At 54.9% G+C, this 24,355-nt stretch carries 22 protein-coding genes; 7 read left to right on the top strand and 15 right to left on the bottom strand.

Annotated elements, in window-relative coordinates:
* Nucleotides 1-132: 132 nt before the first annotated feature.
* Genes RFN81_RS17705 through RFN81_RS17685 form a run of 5 tightly spaced genes read right to left on the bottom strand, consistent with a single transcriptional unit; the run spans nt 133 to nt 4,522 of the window.
* On the bottom strand, nt 133-891 hold the full coding sequence (locus RFN81_RS17705; protein ID WP_264497059.1) for an ABC transporter ATP-binding protein: 759 nt from the start codon (nt 889-891) through the stop codon (nt 133-135).
* A 20-nt stretch (nt 892-911) separates the two neighbouring features.
* Nucleotides 912-2,510: an ABC transporter permease gene (locus RFN81_RS17700; RefSeq protein ID WP_264499037.1), complete on the bottom strand. Its 1,599-nt coding sequence runs from the start codon at nt 2,508-2,510 to the stop codon at nt 912-914.
* Nucleotides 2,511-2,528: 18 nt separating this feature from the next.
* Nucleotides 2,529-2,930, bottom strand: coding sequence for an ExbD/TolR family protein (locus tag RFN81_RS17695; RefSeq protein ID WP_264497058.1), 402 nt, complete (start codon nt 2,928-2,930; stop codon nt 2,529-2,531).
* Nucleotide 2,931: 1 nt separating this feature from the next.
* Complete coding sequence (locus tag RFN81_RS17690) at nt 2,932-3,648, bottom strand: MotA/TolQ/ExbB proton channel family protein (RefSeq protein WP_264497057.1); 717 nt, start codon at nt 3,646-3,648, stop codon at nt 2,932-2,934.
* Nucleotides 3,649-3,658: 10 nt separating this feature from the next.
* On the bottom strand, nt 3,659-4,522 hold the full coding sequence (locus RFN81_RS17685; RefSeq protein ID WP_264497056.1) for an energy transducer TonB: 864 nt from the start codon (nt 4,520-4,522) through the stop codon (nt 3,659-3,661).
* Nucleotides 4,523-4,972: 450 nt separating this feature from the next.
* Between RFN81_RS17685 and RFN81_RS17680 the strand changes: the two genes are divergently transcribed.
* The 4 genes from RFN81_RS17680 (at nt 4,973) to RFN81_RS17665 (ending at nt 11,833) form a co-directional block, all read left to right on the top strand.
* Nucleotides 4,973-5,980, top strand: a complete 1,008-nt coding sequence (locus tag RFN81_RS17680; RefSeq protein WP_264497055.1) for an ABC transporter substrate-binding protein — start codon at nt 4,973-4,975, stop codon at nt 5,978-5,980.
* Between the two features lie 84 nt (nt 5,981-6,064).
* A complete protein-coding gene (locus RFN81_RS17675; protein ID WP_264497054.1) occupies nt 6,065-8,332 on the top strand; it encodes a TonB-dependent receptor in 2,268 nt (755 codons plus the stop codon).
* A 4-nt stretch (nt 8,333-8,336) separates the two neighbouring features.
* A complete protein-coding gene (locus tag RFN81_RS17670; RefSeq protein ID WP_264497053.1) occupies nt 8,337-11,105 on the top strand; it encodes a Tat pathway signal sequence domain protein in 2,769 nt (922 codons plus the stop codon).
* On the top strand, nt 11,105-11,833 hold the full coding sequence (locus RFN81_RS17665) for a DUF6250 domain-containing protein (protein WP_264497052.1): 729 nt from the start codon (nt 11,105-11,107) through the stop codon (nt 11,831-11,833). Before RFN81_RS17670 ends, RFN81_RS17665 begins: the two co-directional genes overlap by 1 nt.
* On the opposite strand, the gene RFN81_RS17660 is transcribed toward RFN81_RS17665, so the two are convergent.
* The 5 genes from RFN81_RS17660 to cpxP all read right to left on the bottom strand — a co-directional run bounded on the left by RFN81_RS17660 (nt 11,820) and on the right by cpxP (nt 17,343).
* The gene (locus RFN81_RS17660; protein ID WP_264497051.1) at nt 11,820-12,749 is read right to left on the bottom strand and encodes a LysR family transcriptional regulator; all 930 of its coding nucleotides are present in this window, start codon (nt 12,747-12,749) and stop codon (nt 11,820-11,822) included. The two genes, RFN81_RS17665 and RFN81_RS17660, sit on opposite strands and share 14 nt — an antisense overlap.
* A gap of 496 nt (nt 12,750-13,245) precedes the next feature.
* Nucleotides 13,246-14,208: a 6-phosphofructokinase gene (gene pfkA / locus RFN81_RS17655; protein WP_264497050.1), complete on the bottom strand. Its 963-nt coding sequence runs from the start codon at nt 14,206-14,208 to the stop codon at nt 13,246-13,248.
* Between the two features lie 202 nt (nt 14,209-14,410).
* Nucleotides 14,411-15,313 (bottom strand): CDF family cation-efflux transporter FieF, encoded by a 903-nt coding sequence (fieF, locus tag RFN81_RS17650; protein ID WP_264497049.1) that lies wholly within the window; start codon nt 15,311-15,313, stop codon nt 14,411-14,413.
* 34 nt (nt 15,314-15,347) lie between these two features.
* A complete protein-coding gene (locus RFN81_RS17645) occupies nt 15,348-16,535 on the bottom strand; it encodes a sugar transporter (protein ID WP_264497048.1) in 1,188 nt (395 codons plus the stop codon).
* Between the two features lie 286 nt (nt 16,536-16,821).
* Nucleotides 16,822-17,343, bottom strand: coding sequence for a cell-envelope stress modulator CpxP (gene cpxP / locus RFN81_RS17640; protein ID WP_264497047.1), 522 nt, complete (start codon nt 17,341-17,343; stop codon nt 16,822-16,824).
* A gap of 152 nt (nt 17,344-17,495) precedes the next feature.
* Between cpxP and cpxR the strand changes: the two genes are divergently transcribed.
* Complete coding sequence (gene cpxR / locus RFN81_RS17635) at nt 17,496-18,194, top strand: envelope stress response regulator transcription factor CpxR (RefSeq protein WP_264497046.1); 699 nt, start codon at nt 17,496-17,498, stop codon at nt 18,192-18,194.
* Nucleotides 18,191-19,561, top strand: a complete 1,371-nt coding sequence (cpxA, locus tag RFN81_RS17630) for an envelope stress sensor histidine kinase CpxA (protein WP_264497045.1) — start codon at nt 18,191-18,193, stop codon at nt 19,559-19,561. Before cpxR ends, cpxA begins: the two co-directional genes overlap by 4 nt.
* 10 nt (nt 19,562-19,571) lie before the next feature.
* Here the strand turns inward: cpxA and RFN81_RS17625 are convergent, their stop codons facing one another.
* Nucleotides 19,572-20,036 carry a tRNA (cytidine(34)-2'-O)-methyltransferase gene (locus RFN81_RS17625; protein ID WP_264497044.1) on the bottom strand — a complete coding sequence of 155 codons (465 nt, stop codon included), beginning with the start codon at nt 20,034-20,036 and terminating at the stop codon, nt 19,572-19,574.
* Between the two features lie 196 nt (nt 20,037-20,232).
* On the opposite strand from RFN81_RS17625, the gene RFN81_RS17620 reads away from it, so the two are divergent.
* Entirely contained in the window at nt 20,233-20,529 is a 297-nt protein-coding gene (locus RFN81_RS17620; RefSeq protein ID WP_264497043.1) for a hypothetical protein, read from the top strand.
* A gap of 13 nt (nt 20,530-20,542) precedes the next feature.
* On the opposite strand, the gene RFN81_RS17615 is transcribed toward RFN81_RS17620, so the two are convergent.
* From RFN81_RS17615 to ugpE, 4 genes are all read right to left on the bottom strand, one after another.
* On the bottom strand, nt 20,543-21,499 hold the full coding sequence (locus RFN81_RS17615; protein WP_264497042.1) for an AEC family transporter: 957 nt from the start codon (nt 21,497-21,499) through the stop codon (nt 20,543-20,545).
* Between the two features lie 137 nt (nt 21,500-21,636).
* Nucleotides 21,637-22,386 carry a glycerophosphodiester phosphodiesterase gene (gene ugpQ, locus RFN81_RS17610; RefSeq protein ID WP_264497041.1) on the bottom strand — a complete coding sequence of 250 codons (750 nt, stop codon included), beginning with the start codon at nt 22,384-22,386 and terminating at the stop codon, nt 21,637-21,639.
* On the bottom strand, nt 22,386-23,459 hold the full coding sequence (locus RFN81_RS17605) for a sn-glycerol-3-phosphate import ATP-binding protein UgpC (RefSeq protein ID WP_264497040.1): 1,074 nt from the start codon (nt 23,457-23,459) through the stop codon (nt 22,386-22,388). Before RFN81_RS17605 ends, ugpQ begins: the two co-directional genes overlap by 1 nt.
* 25 nt (nt 23,460-23,484) lie before the next feature.
* On the bottom strand, nt 23,485-24,330 hold the full coding sequence (gene ugpE, locus RFN81_RS17600) for a sn-glycerol-3-phosphate ABC transporter permease UgpE (protein ID WP_264499036.1): 846 nt from the start codon (nt 24,328-24,330) through the stop codon (nt 23,485-23,487).
* Between the last annotated feature and the right edge of the window lie 25 nt (nt 24,331-24,355).

The following is a 24,355-nucleotide window of genomic DNA, read 5'->3' as shown; positions in this document are numbered from 1 at the left end:
ATGCCAGTTAATGACGAGACTTCACTATGCTGAAAATGCATGATCTCGCGTGACCAGCAGAAAAGAAAAACCGCCTTTTCATGGCGGTTGCTATCGATGATTAAGATTGAGAGAAAGCGGTAGGCAGCAGCATCAGGCTGCGACAGTATCCGCCTGATGTAGCGCCTGACTGACCACTTGTCGTTGTTCCAACAATGCAGTGCTGGTTCGGTCGCGAGGGTAAGTGAGTTTTATCGGCAAAATCCTGCTAATTCGACCGGGGCGAGGCGACATCACTACCACCCTGTCCGCCAGAAAAACGGCTTCTTCCACATCGTGCGTCACCAGTAGGATCGCCAAATCCGTTTGCTGGCGTATCTCTGCCAAGCGCGTCTGCAACTGCTGCTTAGTCAGCGCATCCAGTGCGCCGAAAGGTTCATCAAGCAAGAGAATACGCGGCGTCGACACCAGCCCACGGGCAATCGCCACCCGCTGCGCCATGCCGCCCGACAACTGATGCGGCCATGCGTCGGCAAAGCCTTCCAGCCCCATCATCTGGAGATAGTGCGTAATACGGCGCGCTACTTCAACAGGAGAAAGATTGAGGTTGAGCATACCGAGGCGAATATTGCCCGTCACGGTGAGCCACGGAAATAGGCGCGGTTCCTGAAACACCAGGCTGACATCGTCGGGAATACCGCGCACAGGCCGCTCGCCAATCAGAATGCGTCCACGTTCCGTGGTATCAATCCCGGCGGCCAAACGCAACAGCGTCGATTTACCACAGCCACTGGCACCGATGATGGCAACCAGTTCACCCGCATGCAGCGACAGATCGATGTCCTGCAACACGGTCAGTGGCGTGTCGTTGACGATAAAGTGTTTAGTAATATGTTGAAAATGCAGTGACATAGTTTCTCCGTTGTTAACGGTCACGCAAAGCGCCAGCGGGTCAACCGCCGCTCGGATAAGGTCATCAGTCGGGAAAATAGCGCGGCGACGACAGCAATTAACACCACGCCCGCCATGATGCGATCGGATTCAAGCAACTGCTGTGCGCGAATCATCATGCCGCCCAGTCCTTCTCCCGATGGCATGAAATACTCAGCGCCAATCGCGCCTGTCCACGCATGCATCAACGCCAGCCGCAGTCCGGAAAACAGCGGCGGCAATACGCTGGGCAGTATCAGTGTGCGGAGCGTCTGAACTGGCGTCAGACGCAGCACCTGCGCCACTTCCGACAGCGCAGGGGGAAGCTGGGCAATCCCCTGACGAGTTGCCAGCATCACGGGAAAGAATGCCGCCACGGCGATAAACACGATTTTGGCGCTCTCGCCTAAGCCGAACCAGGCGGTGATCAGCGGTAGCCAGGCGAATAGCGCCACGCAGCGCAACGCGGACAGTGCCGGATTAAATAGCCTGTCGACGAGTCGCCAGCCGCCAAGCAGGGCACCAACCAGCATCCCGACCGCACTCCCCAGCGTAAAGCCCTGTAGCGCCCGTAGCAGGCTGGCATGGAGATCGAGCAACAGGCTCCCCTGAATCAGCCCCGTCCACAGCGCGCCGATCACGTGGCTCGGCGCAGGAAGGAACGCCGCGTTCACCCACTCGTGCACGCTGCTCACCTGCCACAGCACAATCAGTACCAGTGGCACTAGCCAGGGCGTCAGCGACAGGCTCGGTAGTGCATAGCCCAAGCTATCGCGCCCCAGCACCGGTGCTGGCCAGTGAATCCAGCGACGCTCCAGCTTCAGCAGCACACGCTCTCCGGCGAATCCCAGGATGCCAATGGTCAGAATGCAGACGAACACGAAATCCAACATGAACAGCTGGCGACTCTGTACCAGCAGATAGCCCAACCCTTCGCTGGATGCCAGCAACTCGACCGCAATCAACGTGACCCATCCGGTAGAAAATGCCAGCCGCGCGCCGGTCATCACATACGGCAACATAGCGGGCAGAATTAAGTAGCGTAGGAAGGCCACCGGGGGTAAACGCAAGCTACGCGCCATTTCGTGTAGTTTTTGCGGCGTTTGTTGAATCCCGGCACAGGTGTAGAGCGTCATCGGTACGGTCACCGATTTCACCAGCACCACCAGCTTCAGTGCCTCGCCGATGCCCAGCGACAGCATCAAAAGCGGGATCCAGGCCAACGTCGGGATCTGCGCGATAACGGTGAACAACGGCATAAATAGCGCATTCAGCCGCCGATTCAGGCCGAACAGGCAGCCGAGCACCAGACCGAGCGCGATTCCTCCGCTAAAACCAATCGCCAGCCGCAGCAGGCTGATGGGCAACTGATGGACCAGTTCTTCGGGGATAAAAGCCCGTGCGCTATCGATGACCGTCAGTGGCGAAGGCAGGATTTGTTCAGACATCCAGCCGTGACGGCTGGCAAGCCACCAGCCTGCAAGCACGAGCAGTGGCACAACCAGAAACACAACTAAGGCAGAATATCCCGCCGACAGCGCGGCGGTAGTCAGCGAAGCATCAGGGGCGGCGTGTATCCGCAGTGGGGATTTTGGCATCATCATCGGTATCCGGCGAGGTTACTTTTGCGTCAGCAGGGACAGGCGAGTAATCCCCGCCTGCTCGACATCGGCCAGCAATGCGGCAACATCGCCATAACTCGCCTCTTTATCCGCCTGTACCTGCACGGTCAGATCCGCATTACCCGCTTTAGCCTGTTGCAGGCGCGGCACCAATTGTTCGCGCGCCAGATTTTCTTTGTTGATGAATACGCGTTGATCGCCATCGAGACTAATCACCAGCGGATCGACGCGATCGGCCGGAGCGACTGCTGCCGTCTTGGGGAGCTGAATTGGAATAGCATTAGTCAACATCGGCGCGGTTACAATAAACACCACCAGCAGCACTAGCATGACGTCTACAAGCGGTGTGATATTCATTTCACTCATGATGTCGTCATCATTACGCGAGGTAAACGCCATATCAGACTACCTCTCTCAGGTTCTTTACGGAGAAGGCGGCAGAGGATGATTCCGTTCTGGTATCAAGTATGGTGACCTGAAAATCGTGTGCCTGCATGACGCTGTAAACATCATGAGCGAAGTCATCCATGTCCGCGACGGCCAGCTTGAGGCGGCGTAAAAAGTAGTTGTAGATCAGCACGGCAGGCACTGCGACGGCAATCCCGATGCCGGTCGCAATCAGCGCGTTACCAATTGGCCCCGCAACGGTATCGAGACTGGCGGAACCCGAAAGCCCGATCTCCCGTAACGCCGCCATAATCCCCCACACGGTGCCGAACAGGCCGATAAACGGTGATGTACTGCCGATGCTGGCCAGCACCGCCAAACCGCTTTCCAGCGCCCGGCGTTCGCGCTGAATTTGCTGTTGCAGCGCACGCTCAACCCGATCGGGCAGATGAATCTTCAGCGCAAGCTGCCCACTCATCTGTTCCGGCGCTTTGACCGCCGCTAACGCCAGATTGGCAAGTGAACCAGGCTGTTGGGCGCTGGTTTCTGGCGTTTCGCTGACGTCATTCTGCTGCCAGAACGCCGCGCGAAAGCGCCGATCCCGCCGCTGCGCGCGCCAGAATTGAGCGAGCTTCAATAAACCTAGCCCCCATGTCACGAGAGAAAACAGCAGCAGTAACAGGATGACTGCGCCTTCAGCAGAAAAGAGTTCAATGTGTCCAAGCGTCATAATCAATACCTCATGAGTTCAGCGAAAAATCGACAGGCACAACCACCCAGCCGCTCACCGGTTGGGTGCCGCGGCGCGCCGGAACGAAAGACCAGTGCAACACCGTGTCTCTGGCGGCCTCATCAAGTGACGGATAACCGCTTGATTGTTTAATACGAATAGTCTGTACCTTACCGTCGGCGCGTACCTGCACGTTCAATAGCACGGTGCCTTCATAACCGCGGCTAATGGCCACGTCGGGATAAGACGGTGCCGGATTATGCAGGTAGTCCGCATTCGCCAGCGGGGGCGTTAATGGGGCGTCTACGGGTTGTGAGACGGCCCGTTGCGCCACCGGATTTGGTGTTGTCGGGGTGCTTGCCGATACTGTTTCAGCCTGCGGTTTTGGCGTCGGCGCGGGTGGGGTCTTTTTCACCGCGGCCTTTTTCGGCACTGGCTCAGGCTTCTTCTTGGACGCTTTTCTCTCCGGTGCTTTTTTTTCAGGTTCCGGCGGCAATAGCGCATTGTCATCTATCGGTTTTTCCACAACGGGCGGGGTGGGCTCTGGCGGAGAGGCGACGGCTTCAGGTTCAGCCGGTTGCGCTTGCACTACCGGATCGGCAACCGTCGCAACCAGTTCGACGCTGACAGGCTGTGGCCGGGCTGGCACCGTAACGGGCGGTGTCGACGCGCTGCTAAACAACGCCAGCACCGCCGCGTGCAACAGCAATGTCGCTATCACCGCCAGCCAGCGTTCCGATCTGGACGAAACCGTCATATTCAACGCCGGTACGCGCGGCTGCACGACGCCCTTCACCCGACTGGCGTGTGAAGGGGGTTCCGGCGAATAGGACCGGGAGCCTGACACGGTTCCCGCATAGAGTAATTCCGTCATGGTTAGTGCTCCTGACCGTGTTTATTGATACCCGCGATGCTTCAACGCGCAGGTAACATTGAGAGGTAACCTAAAATAGCGCTGGAATAAGTCATTTTTTCTGAGTGATTAATAAAGTCAACGTATGTATCTGCATATCGTTATTCATTTAAACTGATTTAATTTTTTCTTTCAGCGTAAGGTGATGAATCACCGTCTGCTGACAAATTAAAGGCAATAAACCTACATAATCTAATGCATAGTTGACATAGTTTTTTTTCATCTCTTGCATAGCGATGAAATAAGCGGTGAATGCTGATTTAGCGATTTATTAACAATAATAATGCTTTTTTTATATTAGCCAGTTTATTGCCGAGCCGTTAAATGTGGGGCTGCACACGATATGGCGTCTTTCGGAATAGGCGCAATAACATGATACTTATTCATCAATTTTATTTGGCAGGTAAAATAATGACGACATCTGGGCGAAAATGGTTAGTAACTGGCTTATTGGCAATGGGGATGGCCTGGTCAGGTATTGCATCAGCGATTACGGAAATTCGTATTGCCGCGCCAGACATCGGCGCAGGCACCAAACCCAGTGGCGGTGGTCTGCTCGACGTCATTCACAGCCAGAAGCTGCTGGAGCGCGAGTTTGGCAAAGACGGGATTGGTGTCCGCTGGATGTTTATTAAAGGCGCTGGCCCCGCCATTAACGAGGCGTTTGGCAACCATCAGGTTGACGTGGCCTATCTGGGGGATTTAGCCAGCATTATCGGTCGCTCACGCGGTCTGGATACGCGAGTGATCGCCGTGGCCTCACGCGGTATCAATCACTATCTGGCGGTAGCGAAAGGTTCCGGTATCAAGACGATCGCCGATTTGAAGGGCAAACGCGTCGGGCTCTTTCGTGGCACGGCGGCCGAGCTATCTTTCGTTAGCGCGCTTGATTCTCAAGGTCTGAAGCCCTCTGACGTTAAGCTGATTAACCTCGATTTCGCGGCGGCCAGCGCGGCATTAGCCGCCGGGCAGATTGATGCCACCTGGGGCGGCAGCAATACGCTTTCGCTGCGAGATAAAAATCTGGCGGACATCCCACTGTCTAGCCGTGATTTAAACGGGGCGGGTCAACTTAGCGGTTTCCTGTTGGTGGATGAGAAATTTGCCCAAGGTAACGAGGATATTCTGCGCCGGTTGGTCAAAGTACAACGGGAAGCCGCCGCATGGGCCAGCGACGATAAAAATAAAGATACGTTTATTCAGTTATTAGCGAGCCAATCGGGCTACCCGGAAAATATATTACGCGTCGAATGGGACACATTACCGCCATTAACCGAGCGCCTTTCGCCTAAATTAGATCCCGGCTTTGTGACCAAATTAAAACGCGCTGTCACGTTAGCTTATGAATCACGCCTTATTCGGCAACCTTTCGATGTCGATAAATGGCTGGATAATACATATTTAAAAGCCACTAAGTAATGTGTTCCTTTAAGAAATTATAACCTGGTAATTGCCACGAAATACGCGGCAATGATTGGCCTGTTGACGATATTGGGAAGACGTATGCCTTTAAAAAAACATCAAGCGTATTTAAAAAAACACCAACGCCAATTAACGTCGGGACTTTTAATGGGCTGCATTTTAACGTTCCCCACGTCGACTCGCGCCGCCGATCCACAAATCACCACGGATGATCGTCCCGGCGCTGAGACAACGGTTGCGCCCGTTCAGTTAAAACGTGTGAAAGTACGCGCCCAGCGGGAACCTGTTCAGCCGCCCACAACGCTAGCATCGGTGGTCGACGGCAAAACGCTCGAAGAAGAACGGGTATATCGCTTCGAAGATTTGTTACAATTGGTGACAGGGTTGGATGTCGATACCGTCGATGTGATGGATACCACCGTGACTATTCGCGGGATTGGCGATGGCGGCGAGAGCGGTACGAATATCGGTATGCCTGGCAGCGTGGGGCTATTTGTCGATGGTGTTTATTTGTCTCGCCCCGGTGTCATCTCAAACGATCTACTGGATATTGATAGTACACGCGTATTGAAAGGCCCGCAGGGGGCCGCCTACGGTTTTAATACCACCGGCGGGGCGATTGACATTCGCACCCGCAAACCCACCTTCACCCCCGAATATTCACTGGAACAATCATTCGCACAACGCGGTTATCTGCAATCCAAACTGATGGCCTCGGGGCCGCTTAGCGACCATTGGGCGGGACGTATCAATCTGTCGCGCACAGAACGCGGCGGCAATGTCACCAATATCGAAAACGGCCATAAGCTGGGAGGCAGCAAGAATAATGGCGTGCGCGGCCAGTTGCTGTATCAACCCAACGACAGCTTTAGCCTGAGAATCACCGGAGATTATAGCGATGCAACTCAACGCCCTGTATCGGTGTTGGTGAGCGCCACCGACGCATTTCGCACCCGCGCGGCGCAGACCGGCCTCAAGATCGTGGACGGTCGTCAGGTCGCTATGGATGACGAAAACGTTATTCGTGTGGCGCAAGGCGGTGGCTCGGTAGAGGCCAATTGGAAGCTGAAGAGCGGCTATAGCCTCAACTCTCTGTCATCACTGCGCTATTTCCGCGTGTTGCCGAGCACGGCCGATAACTGGAATATTCCTCTCTATCGCGACAGCGGCGCCGATGTGCGCGATCGCGTCTGGTCACAAAGCTTCTGGTTGGATTCGCCTAAAGGCAATACGTTCGATTATTCACTGGGAGTCGATTACTGGGGAGAAAACCTCGATACCGAAGCGAACAGTCGCTACTACGACGATAACCGCGTACTGACGTGGGTAGGGAAAAACTATCAGGGCATTAACGTTCAACGTTTCGGTACGTTGGACGACACCGTTTATTCCGTCTTTGGCCGCGGAACCTGGCACGCGACCGATAAACTGGATGTTATTGTCGGGCTGCGTCAGACCTATGAAAAAAAGGAAGGGACGTTCGTGCGTAAAAACCGCGCGGCTTTTGATTCTGGCCCACTCTCGCAAACCAACCGCCTGCCTTCGGGCTCCATCAGTCTGAACTGGTTCGCCACACCGAATATTACGCCTTACGCTACGCTGGGATACGGAGAAAAATCAGGGGGGCTAAATGTTTCAGCCGGGGCGGCCAAACAGTTAGGAATCGATTCGCTGTACGTCGATCCTGAGAAAACCCGTTCCGCGGAACTGGGGGTTAAAACCCACTGGCTACAGCGCAAAGTGGAATGGAATACCGCGCTATTCTGGAGCGTGGTGGAAGATTTTCAGAATAAGGCTTATGACGAGGAAACGGATACCAGCTATCTGATTAACGCCGGGAAATTCCGTTCGCGCGGCGGCGAAACGCAACTGACGTTGCGCCCGATTGACGGTCTGAGTGTCAGTCTGGCGGCTACCGTTCTCGATGTGCGCTACCTGAATTTCCCTAACGCTCGTTGCCCGGCTGACATCGCCGCCGTTACGTGCGACTTGTCTGGAAAGCGCGTCTTTAAGTCCCCGACGCTGAGCTATAACACGCGTGTGCGCTATCAATGGGATACACCGAATAATCTACAAGCCTCGGTTTCCGGGCAATGGTCATGGCGAAGCTGGGCTTACGGTACGCTCGATGATGCTGAGAGCAATCGTATTCCCGCCTATGGCGTCCTAAATCTGTCTAGCGGACTGAGCGGCAAGCAGGGCGATAACCGCTGGAACGTATCGCTGTGGGTGAAGAATGCGCTGGATAAAAACTACTATCGCTCCGTCCGTGGCTCTAGCGCCACAACGGGTGTGATTGGCGAACCGCGCATGGTCGGAATATCGGTCGGCTACGACTTCAAGGGCTAACGCTATGAACAAAATGCCTTATTCACGCCGACGGTTCCTGCGCGACAGCACACTGCTAGCGCTGTCGGCCCCGTTCTGGACATCGGCGCGCGCCACCGCGCCGCGTGCCGCTGCCTACGCAGGAGAATCCGCACCGCAGGTCAGCCTGCGCTGGTTGGACGGACAGCGGCCCCGTGCGTTCACTGGCGTGACCTGGGGCGTCCCCTGGCCGCAAGGCGCCGTGCGCAGCGGCAGCAGCTTCCAACTGCGTGATGCGCAACAGCGCGCTTATGACCTGCAAAGCTGGCCTCTGGCGCGCTGGCCGGACGGCTCGATTAAATGGTCGGCTCATGCGTTGGGGGGAGACACGCCGCCGGAAAACGGACTGACGCTGCGGCCGATTCCCGCGAAGGACAGCTCGACGAGTTCGGCAATGGTTCGCGAGCATGAGCACGGCTGGACGGTGGAGACGGGCCACCTTCGCTACGAGATCCCACACGCCGGCACCCGTTTGATCTCAGAAATATGGCGGGATAATCGGTTGGTGTTAACCAACGGCCGATTGGTGTTGCATATGCAACGGGGAGCCGAGACAGACAGTACCCTGACGCAGGATACCTATCAGGGAGAGATCGAGACAGTGACGGTCGAGCAAAACGGGCCGCAGCGGACGGTGATTGCGCTACGCGGTATGCACCATGCGCCGCTGCAAAGGGTTAAGCGTATACCCTTTATTATTCGGCTGTATAGCTATGCGAACACCGACTCGCTGCGCGTGGTACACACGCTGATCTATGACAACGACGATGAGCAACTCTGCCTGAAAGGACTTGGGCTAGCGTTCGACGTTCCGCTACAAGGGGAATTGCACGATCGCCATGTCCGTTTCGTCTCCGATCGGGGCGGGATATTCCGTGAGGCGGTACGCGGCCTTAGTGGTCTGCGTCGCGATCCCGGCGCGGCCGTTGTTGCGGCACAGTTGGCCGGGCAGGCCACGCCGCCGATCGCGGATTTTTCACCGGAGGTTGGCAAACGGCTGGATTACATTCCCGCGTTTGGCAGTTATCGCCTGACGCAGCACCATCCCGACGGGTTCCAGATCCATAAACGCACCGCGGCCGGACAGGGCTGGCTACTTTCCGCCACGGGTGAACGGGCGGCAGGGGTCGGCTATCTCGGTACGCCTAAAGGCGGCGTGGCGTTTGGGATACGCCATTTCTGGCAGAGTTACCCGGCCTGTCTGGAAATTGACAATGCTCATACCGACGTGGCGACCGTCACGCTCTGGTTATGGTCACCCTGGGCGGAACCGATGGATATGCGTTTCTATCACGACGGGCTAGGCCAGGATACCCATGAGAAACAGCGCGAAGGGCTGGCCATTACCTATGAAGATTACGAACCGGGCTTCGGTTCGGCGGTCGGCGTAGCACGTACCAGCGAACTGTTTATCGATGTCCTGCCCGCGACGCCAGACGCGGAAGATCTGGTAAATCGAGCTCGACGCATGCAGCAACCGCCACAACTGGTGGCGGATGCTCAGGACTTGCACCGTGCGCGCGTATTTGGATCGATGTGGGCTCCCGCCGCGACCACGACACCGGCTCGCTCTCGTCTGGAAAAGCAATTGGCGGCATATTTCGATGCCTATCGGCAGGAGGTTGAACAGCGAAAATGGTACGGCTTCTGGGATTTCGGCGACGTGATGCATACCTATGATAGCGACCGCCACGTCTGGCGCTACGATGTGGGCGGCTATGCGTGGGATAACTCGGAGCTCAGCACCGATCTGTGGCTCTGGTATTACTTTCTGCACTGCGGGCGCGCCGAGGCGTTTCGCATGGCGGAAGCCATGACGCGGCACACGGGCGAAGTGGACGTACACCATCTGGGACGCTTTAGCCCGTTAGGTTCGCGGCACAATGTCCGCCACTGGGGGGATAGCGCCAAACAGTTGCGTATTTCTACTGTCGCCAACCGCCGTTTTCTCTACTACCTCACCGCCGATGAGCGTATCGGTGAACTGATGGATGAACAGGTTGAGGCACTGCGTACGCTAAGCGTGGTACTGCCCGGTCGCAAAATCGGCCAGACGCATCCCGATAACCCAAACCATATTAGTCTGGGTTTCGGCACCGACTGGGGGGCGGTCGCGGCTGCCTGGCTAACTGCCTGGGAACGCTATGATGATCCAGCGATGCGCGACCGTTTACTTAACAGCATGCAGACGCTGGCCGCTCAACCGCACGGTTTTTTCACTGGCAGCGCCGCTATCGACCCCGATACCGGTAAATTTCTTCCAGCTCAGGCGGATCAGGTAGAAATTTCACATTTGAGTGCCGTTTTTGGCCTGACGGAAATCTGTAGCGAACTGGTTGAGGTTCTGCCCGATCCCGCCTTTAGACGCGCGTGGCTCGACTACTGTCGACTGTATAACGACCCTGTCGCGCTGAGCGCCGTGGTTGGCGTAAAGGTGAAAAAACTCAATCTGGCGCAGGGGCATGCCCGACTAACCGCCTTTGCCGCGAAGCAACTGAACGATCGCACGCTGGCGCAACGCGCCTGGGCAGAATTTATCGCGGGCAGCGGCGGCATTGTAAACCCAACGCTTGCGCAGCGACGGCTAATGCCTCCGGACGTCCTTTATCCCATTGATGAGCCGGTGATTGATTCCACCATTGATCAACATTCCGACAGCACCACGGGAACTAACCTGGCGACCAACGCCGTCGCCCAGTGGGGATTAACGGCCATCGCTCTACTGGCGTTGCTGGATGACATTCCCTCTTCTTAATGCCGCCGCCCGGCGGTACGCTACAGGACATTACCATGATTGACCCAGGCTGTACTGAGAACATGCTTCTTCTGTCGCCGCAGATAGACGGAACGTGTGACATTATTGATTCTCCTCACCGTTCAACGTTTATCTGGTCCACCGGTTATGCTGGCCAGTCGCTACATTGGCGGGTGGAGCAGGAAGAGCCCGATCGCACGGCGATCCAAACTACGTCTGAGCGCTTGACGCTGGAGAGCGCCGCTGGGCTAACGCTCTGGCTGGATGCTCCGCTATCAGGCACGTATCGCATCGCTTTCACGCGGGAGATTTTGGTTGCGGGTCGTCCCTATGACCGTGTATCCGATCTGAATCAATTCTGGGCTGCACGCGATCTGCACCACCCGAATCTGTTTACCCGCAATGGCAAACTCAGCGAATATGACAACCTGAACCTGTACTATGTTGGCATGGGCGGCAACTGGAACAGCACCACGCGCTTCCGCTATTACAATGGCCACGGTGAGCGCCTCCTGCTCGGCGAATACACCGATGCCGCGCATCTGCTGCGCCCTAATCGTCGCTATCGCATCGTGATTGAGGTGGATCGACGAGAAACGCGGTTTTGGGTCGATGATGTGCTCTATTTTCACGCCAGCTACCCGAACACGCCTGCCCCCGGCTATTTTGGCTTTCGGACGGTTTTTTCACGTCAGGATATCAGCGAGTTCAGCGTTACTCCGCTGTAGGCGATACGGGCGTGCCGTGCAGGTCGTTATCGACCTGCACGAAGGTGTCGATCAGCTTACGCGTCAGCAGAGGTAGACGGGCATCCGCCAAATAAATGATACCGTAGTGGGTATAAAACTCGTCGGTTTTGTCGTCCAGACCCCTAATCTTCAGCATATGAATACCGTGCCGCTCAGGTTCGGTGAAATGGTTGGTTGTTCCGATAGCATCCGAATGACGTATTACGTCCAGCAGGCTGTAGCCATTTTCACACTCAATGCTGGTACGAATATCCAGTTTACCGCTAAGTTGCACCAGCGCGCGGTGCAGGTTAGGAGGACGGATCGTTGCCGCCAGTGGATAGGAAAAGAATTGCTCGACGGTGATCTCTTCCTGCGCCGCCAGCGGGTGCCCGCTGCGACAGCAAAATCCCCAATGGTGCTGGCTTAGCGGCTGAACCCGATAGCGGGTATCAAATTCAAAGTTGCGCATGTCTGCCACGATGAAATCCAGCTCTTCTGCCATGAGCCGATGGCCTAGCGCCTGCCAGTTATCGACGCGAAAGACCATTCTCGCCTTTGGGTACTGTCGCGAGAAAGCCCCGATCACCTGCGGCATCAGCCAGGCCGCGGGGGCCGGGCCACAGCCAAAATTCACTTCGCCCGCTTCTTTCTCGTTGAATTGCTGGATATCGTTAAACAATTCATGTGTCTGATTAATCAAACGACGCGCGTGTTCCAGCACCACTAGCCCTTTAGGTGTCGGTTCCAACTGATTCATGCGATCGATCAGACGCGCGCCGATGGCCTGTTCCAACGACTGAATGCTACGGCTGAAGGCGGATTGGGACAGCTTCATCGCCTGCGCCGCCGACGTAAAATTTCGATGTTCAATCAGGGCAATAAAGTGGCGCAGTTGGCGAAGATCGATGTTCATAGCAACAATCAGCGTGTCATCAGGATGGAAGGAATAGGCAGGCTAGCAGGTCTATTCCTGCAGAAAAAATAATAAAACCGATTTTTATATTTCCACCGGTTATATACCTACAACGGTGGATATGATAGGGGAGAAACCCATCTCCACTTAATAGTTGTCTCCTGATCATAGATTTTATGTAATCCAGGAGATAGTTTCGTGCGCGGTAATGACGTTATTTTCATGCTACCTTGTAGCACGCGCCCGACACGGGACGGCTCAGACGCCGCTCGCCCCGTGACCCCAGGCTTTCGGCGGAAATTATGCCGCTGACGCGGTGCCTTCGTCGATATCTGGCTTAACGGACCGCTTGCGACACGCTCCAGGCGTGGCGCAAGCTTTCGCCGCGTCCATGCGGCTCATCCTAAGCTAGCTATCTCCTCAGCATAATTTTTTACGCCGAATAACGGCAAGATTGGTGTAGCCGTCAATTAGCGAAAGCATCAGCTTTAGGGAATCAGAACAATTTTTTCGCGGTTTCCAGCCAGTCGCCTTTGAATGGACGCTTCATGTTTTCAATGGCATCGATGATGTCATGGTGAACCATTTTTTCGTTCTGAATTCCCACGCAACGACCACCGTAGCCCTGCAAAAGTAGCTCAATCGCGTAGGCCCCCATGCGCGAAGCCAGGATACGGTCATAGGCTACCGGCGAGCCGCCGCGCTGAATGTGGCCGAGTACGGTAGCGCGGGTTTCGCGCCCCGTTTCTTTTTCAATGTATTTCGCCAATTCGCCGACATCGCACACGAGTTCGGTGATGGCCACAATGGCGTGTTTTTTCCCTTTTTCGATACCGGCTTTGATTTCGCTGACCAGATCTTCCGGGCTGAAGGGCACTTCCGGCAGGACGATAAATTCACAGCCGCCAGCAATCGCCGCCGCCAGCGTCAGATCGCCGCAGTGTCGCCCCATCACTTCAACAATGGAGATACGCTGGTGTGAAGAAGAGGTGTCGCGCAGGCGGTCAATCGCTTCCAGCACGGTTTCCAGCGCGGTGAAATAACCAATGGTGTAATCTGTTCCCGCGACATCGTTATCGATCGTACCTGGCAGCCCGATACACGGGAAACCCATTTCCGTCAAACGCATGGCCCCCATGTAGGAACCGTCACCGCCAATGACCACCAGTGCATCCAGGCCGCGTTTTTTCATGTTTTCCACACAGACCTGACGTATCGCTTCGTCGCGGAACTGCGGGAAACGCGCCGAACCCAGAAACGTACCGCCACGATTTATTACATCCGATACGCTGTAGCGATCCAACTGCTCCATGCGATCCTCGTACAAGCCCTGATAGCCATCATGAATGCCGTAAACTTCCAACCCTTCCGTTAATGCGCAGCGAACCACGCCACGAATTGCCGCATTCATACCTGGTGCATCGCCACCGCTCGTCAACACGCCGATTCTTCTAATCATGACAACCTCTGGACTTGTAGATGTAATATTGTAGGATTCTTCCGTAAATTCGCTGCCGCAGTTTACTGCAGCAACGTCTTGTTCTTTTACTAACATAGTATAACAAACACCCGAAGCTGAATTGATTCAGGTCAGGGTAAATTGTGCATATATTCTGACGATCTGGCGCATTCCTGACATAACATGCTAAAAACCTGGACAGCTATACGGTTAACCTGTCGCGCTGATCTTCCGGCACGGCGGAAACCGGGTCCTGGTGAATGATGATATCGGCACCAGGAAACTGTGTACGCAATGCTTGCTCCAACCCATCGGCGATGTGGTGTGCTTGCACCAGCGGCAGAGCGTCATCCATTTCCAGATGCAGTTGAATAAAGCGCGTAGGGCCAGCTCGCCGGGTACGTAGCGCATGCGCGCCCCGAATGCCCGGCCAGTGCACGATCGCGTTAGCGATCGCACGATGTTCGTCATCCGGCAACGCCCGATCTAATAGCGACTGTACTGCGTCATACCCCATTCGCAATGCGCTATATAAAATATACGCGCCGATACCCAACGCAAACAGCGCATCGGCGCGTGTAACGCCGTACCAACTGAGCGCTAGCGCCACCAGAATAGCGCCATTCATTAACAAGTCGGACTGATAATGCAGCATATCCGCCCGTACGGCCTGACTGTGCGTACGCTTGACGACCCAGCGCTGAAACGACACCAGCAGCAGGGTGGCGGCCAGCGCAATGAGTGTCACCCAGATGCCCACTTCCGGTGCGTGCAGTGTTTGCGGTGCCAGCGAATGCTGCAACCCGGTCAGAATAAGAAACAATGCCGAACCGGAGATAAACATACTCTGCGCCAGCGCGGCCAGCGATTCCGCCTTACCGTGGCCGAAGGCGTGTTCCGTATCCGCCGGCTGTAATGAATAGCGCACCACCAACAGGTTCACTAGCGATGCGGCGATATCGACTAAGGAGTCGACCAGCGATGCCAGCAGGCTCACGGAACCGGTATGCCACCAGGCAAACACCTTCATGATGAAGAGCCCCAGCGCTATGGCGGTTGCACATAGGGCGGCTAGCGTGACCAGACGTGCATAGTGTGGCGTCATGGTACCCCCAAATAGCCTGGGTTAAGGCTGATATTCAACTCGTTAAGGATGTTTTTAACACGCTGGCATAGCGGACAAACGTGAAAATACAGCACAATGTCGCCAGTATTGCCAGCGCTGATCCGATGAAACCGACGTCGGGCAGGCCAAGATAAACAATCACCTGATGACCCAGCAGCGCGCCGCCGCCGATCCCAACATTATAAATGCCAGAGTAGAGCGCCATTGCCACATCGGTGGCGTCTGATGCCAGCGTCAAGACCTTGACCTGCATCGCCAGACTTAGCGCCATAATCGCCATCCCCCAGACGATACATAGCGCTGCCAGGGTCCAGTCGCTGAATGACACGGGCAGCAGTAACAATAAACATGCCGCTAAAAATGCAAATGACGCAATCGGAAAACCCGCCGGATACCGGCTACTGTAGCGGCTGAATAGCATGCTGCCAATAATTCCGGCACCGCCGAAAATTAACAACAACAAGGTGGTGAAATTTTCACCTAATAATGCCACGTTCTGGATGAATGGTTCAATGTAACTGTAGGCGGTAAAATGCGCCGTCACTATCATTACCGTCAATCCATAAACGCACAACAATGCCGGGCGTTTCAGTAGCAGAGGTAAACTCTTCAGTGAACCCGAATTGCTGCTCGGTAATACTGGCAGCAATGTCATCAGCCCCAGCATAATCGCCACGGCTATCAGGCCAATAAGGCCAAATGTTACGCGCCAGCCCAAGTACTGGCCGACCAATCGGCCCAAAGGCAGCCCTAACACTAACGCCAGCGCCGTTCCGGTCGCCAGCAGGCTTAGTGCCTGGGCTTTTTTATCCGCAGGCGCCACGCGGACGACTAATGATGCCGTAATTGACCAGAACACCGCATGAGCCAGCGCGACGCCAATACGTGCAGCGACCAGTATCCAATAATTCCAGGCCAGAGCGGACAACAGGTTACTGGCAGCGAACAGAATAAAGAGTTTAATCAGCAGGCTACGCCGCTCCATATCACTGGATAACAGCATACAAGGGAGCGACATTAGGCCAACGACCCAGGCATAAATCGTAATGATCAGCCCAACCTGTGCGGCACTCATGGAAAAGCTGGCGGCGATATCTGACAGTAGCGCGACGGGAGCAAACTCAGCAGTATTAAAGATAAACGCCGCCAGAGATAGGCTGACAACACGTAACCAGGCGGTCGAACGGGGAGAACGAGTCATGGTATTAGTATCAAAAGTTAAAATAAAATTATGTGCGTCTGTGCCATACAGAGGCTAACGCGATAGGACAATGATACAGGGAAAGTATGACATCGGCACGCGTCGCGATCTCCCGCTCCGGCGTGTTTTCTATTGGTTCACGCTAACCTGCGATGAACCAAAAAAAAGCCCTCCGTCATGGAGGGCAAAAAGACAGGGATGGTGTCTATGGCAAGGAAAACAGGGTGTACCTACTACATATAACTACTCGGACTACACTACGCTTACTACATACTGCTTACTACAATCAGGGGGACAACTCGGAATGACCTGTTGCACCTGGAGATGGCGTGGCCATCTGGTTAAACATGGATATCTGCTGCTGAATCGCCTTTAAGCGCTGCTGGTGCTTTACTTCTAACGTCGCTTTTTGCTCTGGCGTCAGCAGGTTGTACATCTGGTTACGTACTCGAGCCATCTGAATCTGACGCTCAATTTGTACATTCATCATTCGCGTTATTTGCGCCCGTACTGCCGGTTCATCGAACGTTTTCGCCGTTACCAGCTTGTGCAGGGCTTTAACTTCTTCGGCATCAAATGCAGGTTTGTCCTGACGACTCAGTTGCATTAAATCCCGCATTTGTTGGCGCTGTTGCTCAGTCAGCCTTACGCCATTGAACATACCTTGCTGATTGGGTACGCCATTGATAACGGAATCATCAATAGGCCAACCGCTGGCCACCGGAGTCGCAACGCTCTCTGCTGCACAGGCCGTAAACGTGCCTAGCATGAGCAGTGACGCAAGAGATAAGGTTGCAAACGATGGCATCTATACTCTCCAGAGCAGTAGGTTATGTTGTCAATCAATGGTTAGGAGTCTACGCACCCTGCTGCAAACATGCGTCAGAGGATGTAAAACTACGTAAAGTCATGGAATAGCGGTAATCTATATCGTATTTTGCCTTTGGAGGTAGAGAAAACATGAATAAAATTCTACTGGTTGATGACGATAGAGAGCTAACGGCGTTACTAAAAGAATTGCTCGAAATGGAAGGTTTTGAAGTCGTTGTCGCCTACGATGGCGAACAGGCATTACAGGTGTTAGATAGCTCGATCGACCTGTTATTACTGGATGTGATGATGCCGAAGAAAAACGGTATCGATACCCTAAAAGAACTGCGGCAGCAGCATCAAACGCCAGTCATTATGTTGACCGCGCGCGGCAGTGAATTAGACCGCGTTCTCGGTCTGGAACTGGGTGCGGATGATTATCTGCCGAAGCCGTTTAACGACAGAGAATTAGTCGCACGTATTCGCGCTATTTTACGCCGATCTCATTGGACTGACCAACAACAGGCTGATGATAACGCTTCGCCAACGCTGGAAGTCGATGGGTTGCGTTTGAATCCGGGACGGCAGGAAGCGAGTTTTGACAATATCGTGCTGGACCTGACAGGCACTGAGTTTACGTTATTGTATCTTCTGGCCCAACGGTTGGGGCAGGTCGTCTCTCGCGAACATTTAAGCCTGGAAGTGCTGGGAAAACGATTAACGCCGTTTGACCGCGCGATCGATATGCATATCTCTAACCTACGGCGCAAATTGCCAGAACGTAAGGATGGCTTACCCTGGTTTAAAACGTTGCGCGGGCGAGGCTATCTGATGGTATCGGTGGCATGATCAACAGTTTGACCGCCCGTATTTTTGCCATATTCTGGCTAACGCTGGCGCTGGTACTCATGCTGGTTTTAATGTTACCTAAGCTGGATTCCCGTCAGCTTACAGGCCTGCTGGAAAATGAGCTACGGCAGGGGATTATACTGGAACAGCACATTGAAGCGGACCTCGCTAACACACCCGCAAATGATCTGCGCTGGTGGTTACGCTTGTTCTGGGTATTGGAGAAGTGGTCTCCGCCGGGGCAACGCCTTTTTCTGGTCACCAGCGAGGGGCGTATTTTCGGCATCGAGAAACATGAAACGCAGATTGTGCGTAATTTTATCGGGTTATCGGATAATGCCGACCACCCGCAAAAGAAAAATTATGGTCGTGTTGAGCTTTTAGGCCCTTTTGCGATCCGCGATGGTGATGACAATTACCAACTTTATATCATTCGTCCGGCCAACAGCCCGCAGTCGGATTTTATCAGCCTATTGTTTGATCGCCCATTGTTGCTGCTGATCGTTACTATGTTGATCAGCTCACCGTTATTGCTTTGGCTGGCCTGGAGTCTGGCAAAACCCGCCCGCAAGCTCAAATATGCCGCGGACGAAGTGGCTAAGGGCAACTTACGCCAACACCCGGAATTGGAATCCGGCCCACAAGAGTTTTTGGCCACCGGCGCCAGCTTCAACCAAATGGTTAGCGCATTAGAACGCATGGTTACCGCACAGCAACGTCTTCTATCGGATATCTCTCATGAATTACGCACACCGCTAACGCGTTTGCAACTTGCGACGGCGCTGTTGCGTCGACGCCAGGGCGAAGGTAATGAGCTGAATCGCATTGAGACGGAAACGCAGCGGCTTGACAGCATGATCAACGATTTGTTGGTGCTTTCACGTAACCAACATAAGAATGAATTGACGCGCGAGTTCCTGCGAGCCGATGAGCTATGGGGCAATGTACTGGATGACGCCGCTTTTGAAGCCGAGCAGATGGGAAAAACGCTGGAAGTCCCTTATCCGCCTGGGCCATGGACGATCTTCGGCAATCCGGCGTCGCTTGACAGTGCGCTGGAAAATATCGTGCGTAACGCGCTGCGCTACTCGCATAGCCATATCGAAGTCGCCTTTTCGGTGGATAATCGGGGAATCACCATCAAAGTGGACGATGATGGCCCCGGTGTGAGCCCGGAAGATCGCGAACAGATATTCCGCCCCTTCTATCGGACGGATGAAGCGCGCGATCGCGAATCCGGCGGCAGCGGTTTAGGGCTGGCTATCGTAGAAACCGCCATTACGCAACACAAAGGCTGGGTAAAAGCGGAAGACAGCCCACTAGGTGGGTTGCGTTTAGTTATCTGGCTGCCATTGCATCAACGGTAAAATCAGGCGGCTATCGGCAACCGCCGAAGCCGTTTTGCCGCCAGGCTTCATAGCTGATGATCGCTACCGCATTCGACAGGTTCAGGCTGCGATTGTTGGCTTGCATGGGAATGCGGATACGGAAGTCTGACGCAAAGCCATTACGAATTTCATCCGGTAACCCCGACGTTTCCGAGCCAAATAACAAGACATCACCTGGACGGTAGGCTGGCTGGTCATAAGGGCGACTGCCTTTAGTCGTACAGGCGAAGATGCGTTTGCCGGGAACGGCAGCCAGAAAATCCTGATAATTTTTATGACGGCTGACGCTCGCCAGATCGTGGTAATCCAGCCCCGCCCGGCGTAGTTTTTTCTCTTCAAAATCAAACCCCAATGGTTCAATCACATGAAGCGTACAGCCGTTGTTAGCCGCCAGTCGAATAATATTGCCGGTGTTTGGTGCAATTTGAGGCGCATAGAGCGCGATATGGAACATGAGATAGCGTCAACCACAAAGGAAAATTCCGCCGCAGTATAGCGCATTCCAACAGGGCAACCCAAAACCTGTGCATGTAGGATTGCGGATTACTCTGCACGACGTTTTCCTCTACAGCGATTACACTTAAGGAAAAACATTAGGCTAATGTACTGATGAGAACACGATGCAGGCATACAGCCTGTGTGGAGGTTTAATGAAACACCCTACGACATTATTGGCCTGTGCTGTGCTGCTCGGTCTGCCGCTTCTAGCAACCGCTAACACGCCGCCAGCGCCCACGCCTCAGCAGCAGTTTGAGAGCGGTATCAGCAGCCAGAAACAGTTGCAGCAGACTATGCAGCAGAGCCAGAAATTACAGCAACGGCAGTTGAATCAGCAGCTCCAGCAGCGCAACCAGCAGTTGCAGCAACAGCGCCAACAGCAGATCCAACAGGATTTACAACGGTCACAGAGTGCCACACCGCCGCCGCCGATTAAACAGAACCCCTGAGACTACTGCGGCCTTATAACCGCACACCCATCAGCGTCAGAATCAACGGCGTGGTTAGCGCCGCCAGCGCCGTTGATAGCAACAGGCTTGATGCCACCGGGCCACCCAGCACATCAAACTGGCGCGACATCAGATAGACGTTAACGCCCACCGCCATCGACCCCAGCAGCACAACCGCACGCGTTTCCATTTCCGGCAGGCCAAGTGCAATCGCAATCCCCCAGATCGCTAGCGGCTGTACCAGCAGCTTGATCGTGCAAATCGCCGTACTGATCTGCCAGCCGTCACGCACACGGTATTCCGCCAGCCCCATCCCCAGTGCTACCAGCGACAGCGGTGCGGCAATCTGCCCCAGCATGGCAAGCGGCTGATCGATATATGACGGCAGCGGCAAACCGGTCAGGCTAAACGCCGTACCGGACAAGATGCCGATAATCAGCGGGTTCTTCAGCACGCCCAGCGCGGTTTTGGTGAAACCCTGTAGCGACAACGCCCCGTTACGCGCCCACTCCACCGACACCGTCACCAGCGTCCACAAAATAAGCCCGTTAAACACGACGACCAGCGCGACAGACGGGATGGCCTCTTCACCCAGCATCAGCGTGGCAATCGGCAGCCCCAGCATCACGTTGTTGGAGAAGATGCCGCTCAGCGCAAACAGCGAGCCGGAGACACCATCGAGGTGAAAGACCTTACGTGCCACGATGCGGCCTAAGACAAACACCAGCAGGCAGCCGCCGAAAAAGGCGATCAGCAGCCGGGCATCCACCACCGGACGTTTGGAGAAATCAGCCATCAGGCGGAACAGCATGGCGGGCATGGCGACGGAGAAGACAAAGCGCGTCATGCCGTCGGTCACGGTGGTCGGCCATTTACCGTAGCGAATCAGGCTATAGCCGAGCGCAATCAGAACAAAGAGGGGTAACGACAGAAAAATCTGGTGCCAAAGCGAAACAATAAATGCGGGCATGAAGCTATTTCCTTGCCTTATTACCGGCACCAAGTCAGAAAGAAGGCCCCCCCGCATTATATTTTCTTGCGACGATATCAACATCGCCGCGGCGTGCTATGACAAGATAACGCAGGATGACGGGTGAAAGGCAGACTTCAGCCGGTCGCGAAGTCTGCCCCGATTAAATCTATCCGGTCAGTACAGATACAGTCAACGCCCCAATCCAGCAAAGTTTGTGCGCGATCGGGTTGGTTAACGGTATAAACCAGAATGCGTAAACCCGCGGCTTTCAGCGTCGCAACGCGTTCTGCCGTCAGCAATTGGTGATTCAGGTGGATAGACACGCACCCCAGACGCCGCGTTAGCGTCAGCCAGTTCTCGTTCCATTCATCCAGCAATAACCCACGCGGGAGTTCCGGTGCAGCCTGCTGAGCGGCTTCCAGCGCGTCGATAGAGAACGAAGATAGCAGCGGTGCAACCGGATGATCGGCCCACAGCTGACGCGCTGCCAGCGCAATCACCCGCCCAGTTTCGGTTTCATATCCGGTCGTGGGTTTAATTTCGATATTGGCCGCCATGCCGTACTGCATGCAGCGTTTTGCCACTTCCGATAGCAGCGGCAGGCGTTCACCCACAAATTGATGACCGTACCAGCCGCCGACATCCAGCCTGACCAGCGTGTCCCACGGCAGTTCACCAGCAATGCCCCAGCCATTGCTGGTGCGCTCAAGCGTGTCGTCGTGTAGGAGGAAAATCTGGCCGTCCTGCGACAGCTTGGCGTCAAATTCAATCATCTTGTGACCGAGACTGGCGCCGACATCAATCGCTGCCAGCGTGTTTTCCGGTGCCAGTGAACCCCCGCCGCGATGGGCGACAATGGGCGGGTAGGGCCAGGTTGTTTCCATTATTCCATCCGTAATCCGCTTTGCGAATCAAACAGGTGCCATGATGCCGTTGGTAAATGCAGCCAGAGCGTCGAACCGATAGCGGGGCAGTGCTCATAAGAGAGTCGCGCGATCACGTTTTGTCCGCCCCACTTACCGTGCGCTAGATTATCCGCGCCCAGCAGTTCGAGTGTGGACACGTGCAATGGGATGCCGCCGGTTTCGCGCGTCGCTAATTGAATATGCTCCGGTCGTACCCCCAGCGTCAATGCCTTGCCGCGCCACTGCGGCTTTGGTTCGGGCAGTGCCAGCGTGATGTCGTCGCCAATTTCAAAGCGGCAGCCATCATCGCTAATGCGGCCCGTCCACAGATTCATGGCCGGTGAGCCAATGAAACTGGCGACAAACAGCGATGCCGGGCGGCGATAAATATCAGCCGGCGCGCCGATTTGCTCGGCAATGCCTTTATTCATGACGATGACGCGCTGGGCCAGCGTCATCGCTTCGACCTGATCGTGCGTGACGTACAGGCTGGTAGTTTTCAGGCGTTGGTGCAGTTGCTGTAATTCCAGCCGCATCTGTACGCGCAGTTTGGCATCGAGATTTGATAGCGGCTCATCAAACAGGAACACCGCCGGTTCACGCACGATCGCTCGCCCCATCGCCACGCGCTGACGCTGTCCGCCTGATAGCTCACGCGGTTTGCGTTGCAGCAGCGGCATCAGCTCCAGAATTCGCGCCGCATCTTCCACGCGTTCACGAATCTGCGCCTTGCCGAAACCACGAATTTTCAGGCCGTAAGCCATATTGTCGAATACGTTCATATGGGGGTAAAGCGCATAATTCTGGAACACCATCGCAATTCCGCGATCTTTCGGTTCCAGATCGGTGACCCGCTGGTTATCAATATAGATATCGCCGCTGGTGGTGCGTTCGAGGCCTGCCACCATGCGCAGCAGCGTCGATTTACCGCAGCCCGATGGCCCCACCATCACCACGAATTCGCCGTCTGCGACATCCAGATCGATGGGGTGGATAACCTGCGTTTTGCCATCGTAAGACTTGGTGACGGCCTGAAGTTTTAAACTTGCCATAAGCGTTTCCGAAATTCGTCTCAAGTTATTTTTCGCTGTCCACCAGACCGCGCACGAACCAGCGCTGCATCAGTAACACCACCAGCAGCGGCGGCAGCATGGTCAGCAGCATCGCGGCCATCACCTGATTCCACTGGGTCGCTCCGTCACCGGAAGCAATCATGCTTTTAATCCCGGCGACCGCCGTACCCAGATTGGCATCGCTGATAATCAGCAGCGGCCACAGGTACTGGTTCCAGCCGTAGATGAATGTGATCACGAACAGCGCCGCCAGATTAGTTTTCGATAGCGGTAACACCATGTCGAAGAAGAAACGCATCGGGCTGGCGCCGTCGATACGCGCCGCTTCCATTAGCTCATCCGGCAGCGTCATAAAGAATTGGCGAAACAGGAAGGTTGCGGTCGCCGAGGCCATCAGCGGCAGCGTTAAACCGGTGTAACTGTCCATCATGTCCAGCCTGGCGATCACTTCCACCGTCGGGAAAATACGCACTTCCACCGGCAGCATCAGCGTCAGAAAAATCATCCAGAAGAACAGGCTGCGCAGCGGAAAACGGAAATAGACGATGGCGTAAGCGGACAGAATCGATACGGTGATTTTCCCCACCGTAATCGTCAGTGCCATGACGAAGCTGTTCAGTAGCATGAGCCCGAATGGCGTACCGTTGTTGCCCGCGCCGTGTAACCAAATGTGGCGCAGATTTTCCCATAGATGAGTACCGGGGATGAGCGTCATGGGGGCCTGAAAGACCTCCTGATTATCCAGCGTAGCGGCCACAAACCCCACGTACAGCGGAAATAAGACGGCGAGAATACCGACGATCAGCATGACGTGGCTGAAAATAGTTAACCCGCGACGATTCTCAATCATTGTCATTGGCCTTCATTGATTCACC

This window comes from Pectobacterium cacticida, assembly GCF_036885195.1.
Taxonomy (GTDB): domain Bacteria; phylum Pseudomonadota; class Gammaproteobacteria; order Enterobacterales; family Enterobacteriaceae; genus Pectobacterium; species Pectobacterium cacticida.
The sequence above is the reverse complement of the archived record's forward strand: the minus strand, read 5'-3'. Positions and strand labels throughout refer to the sequence as shown.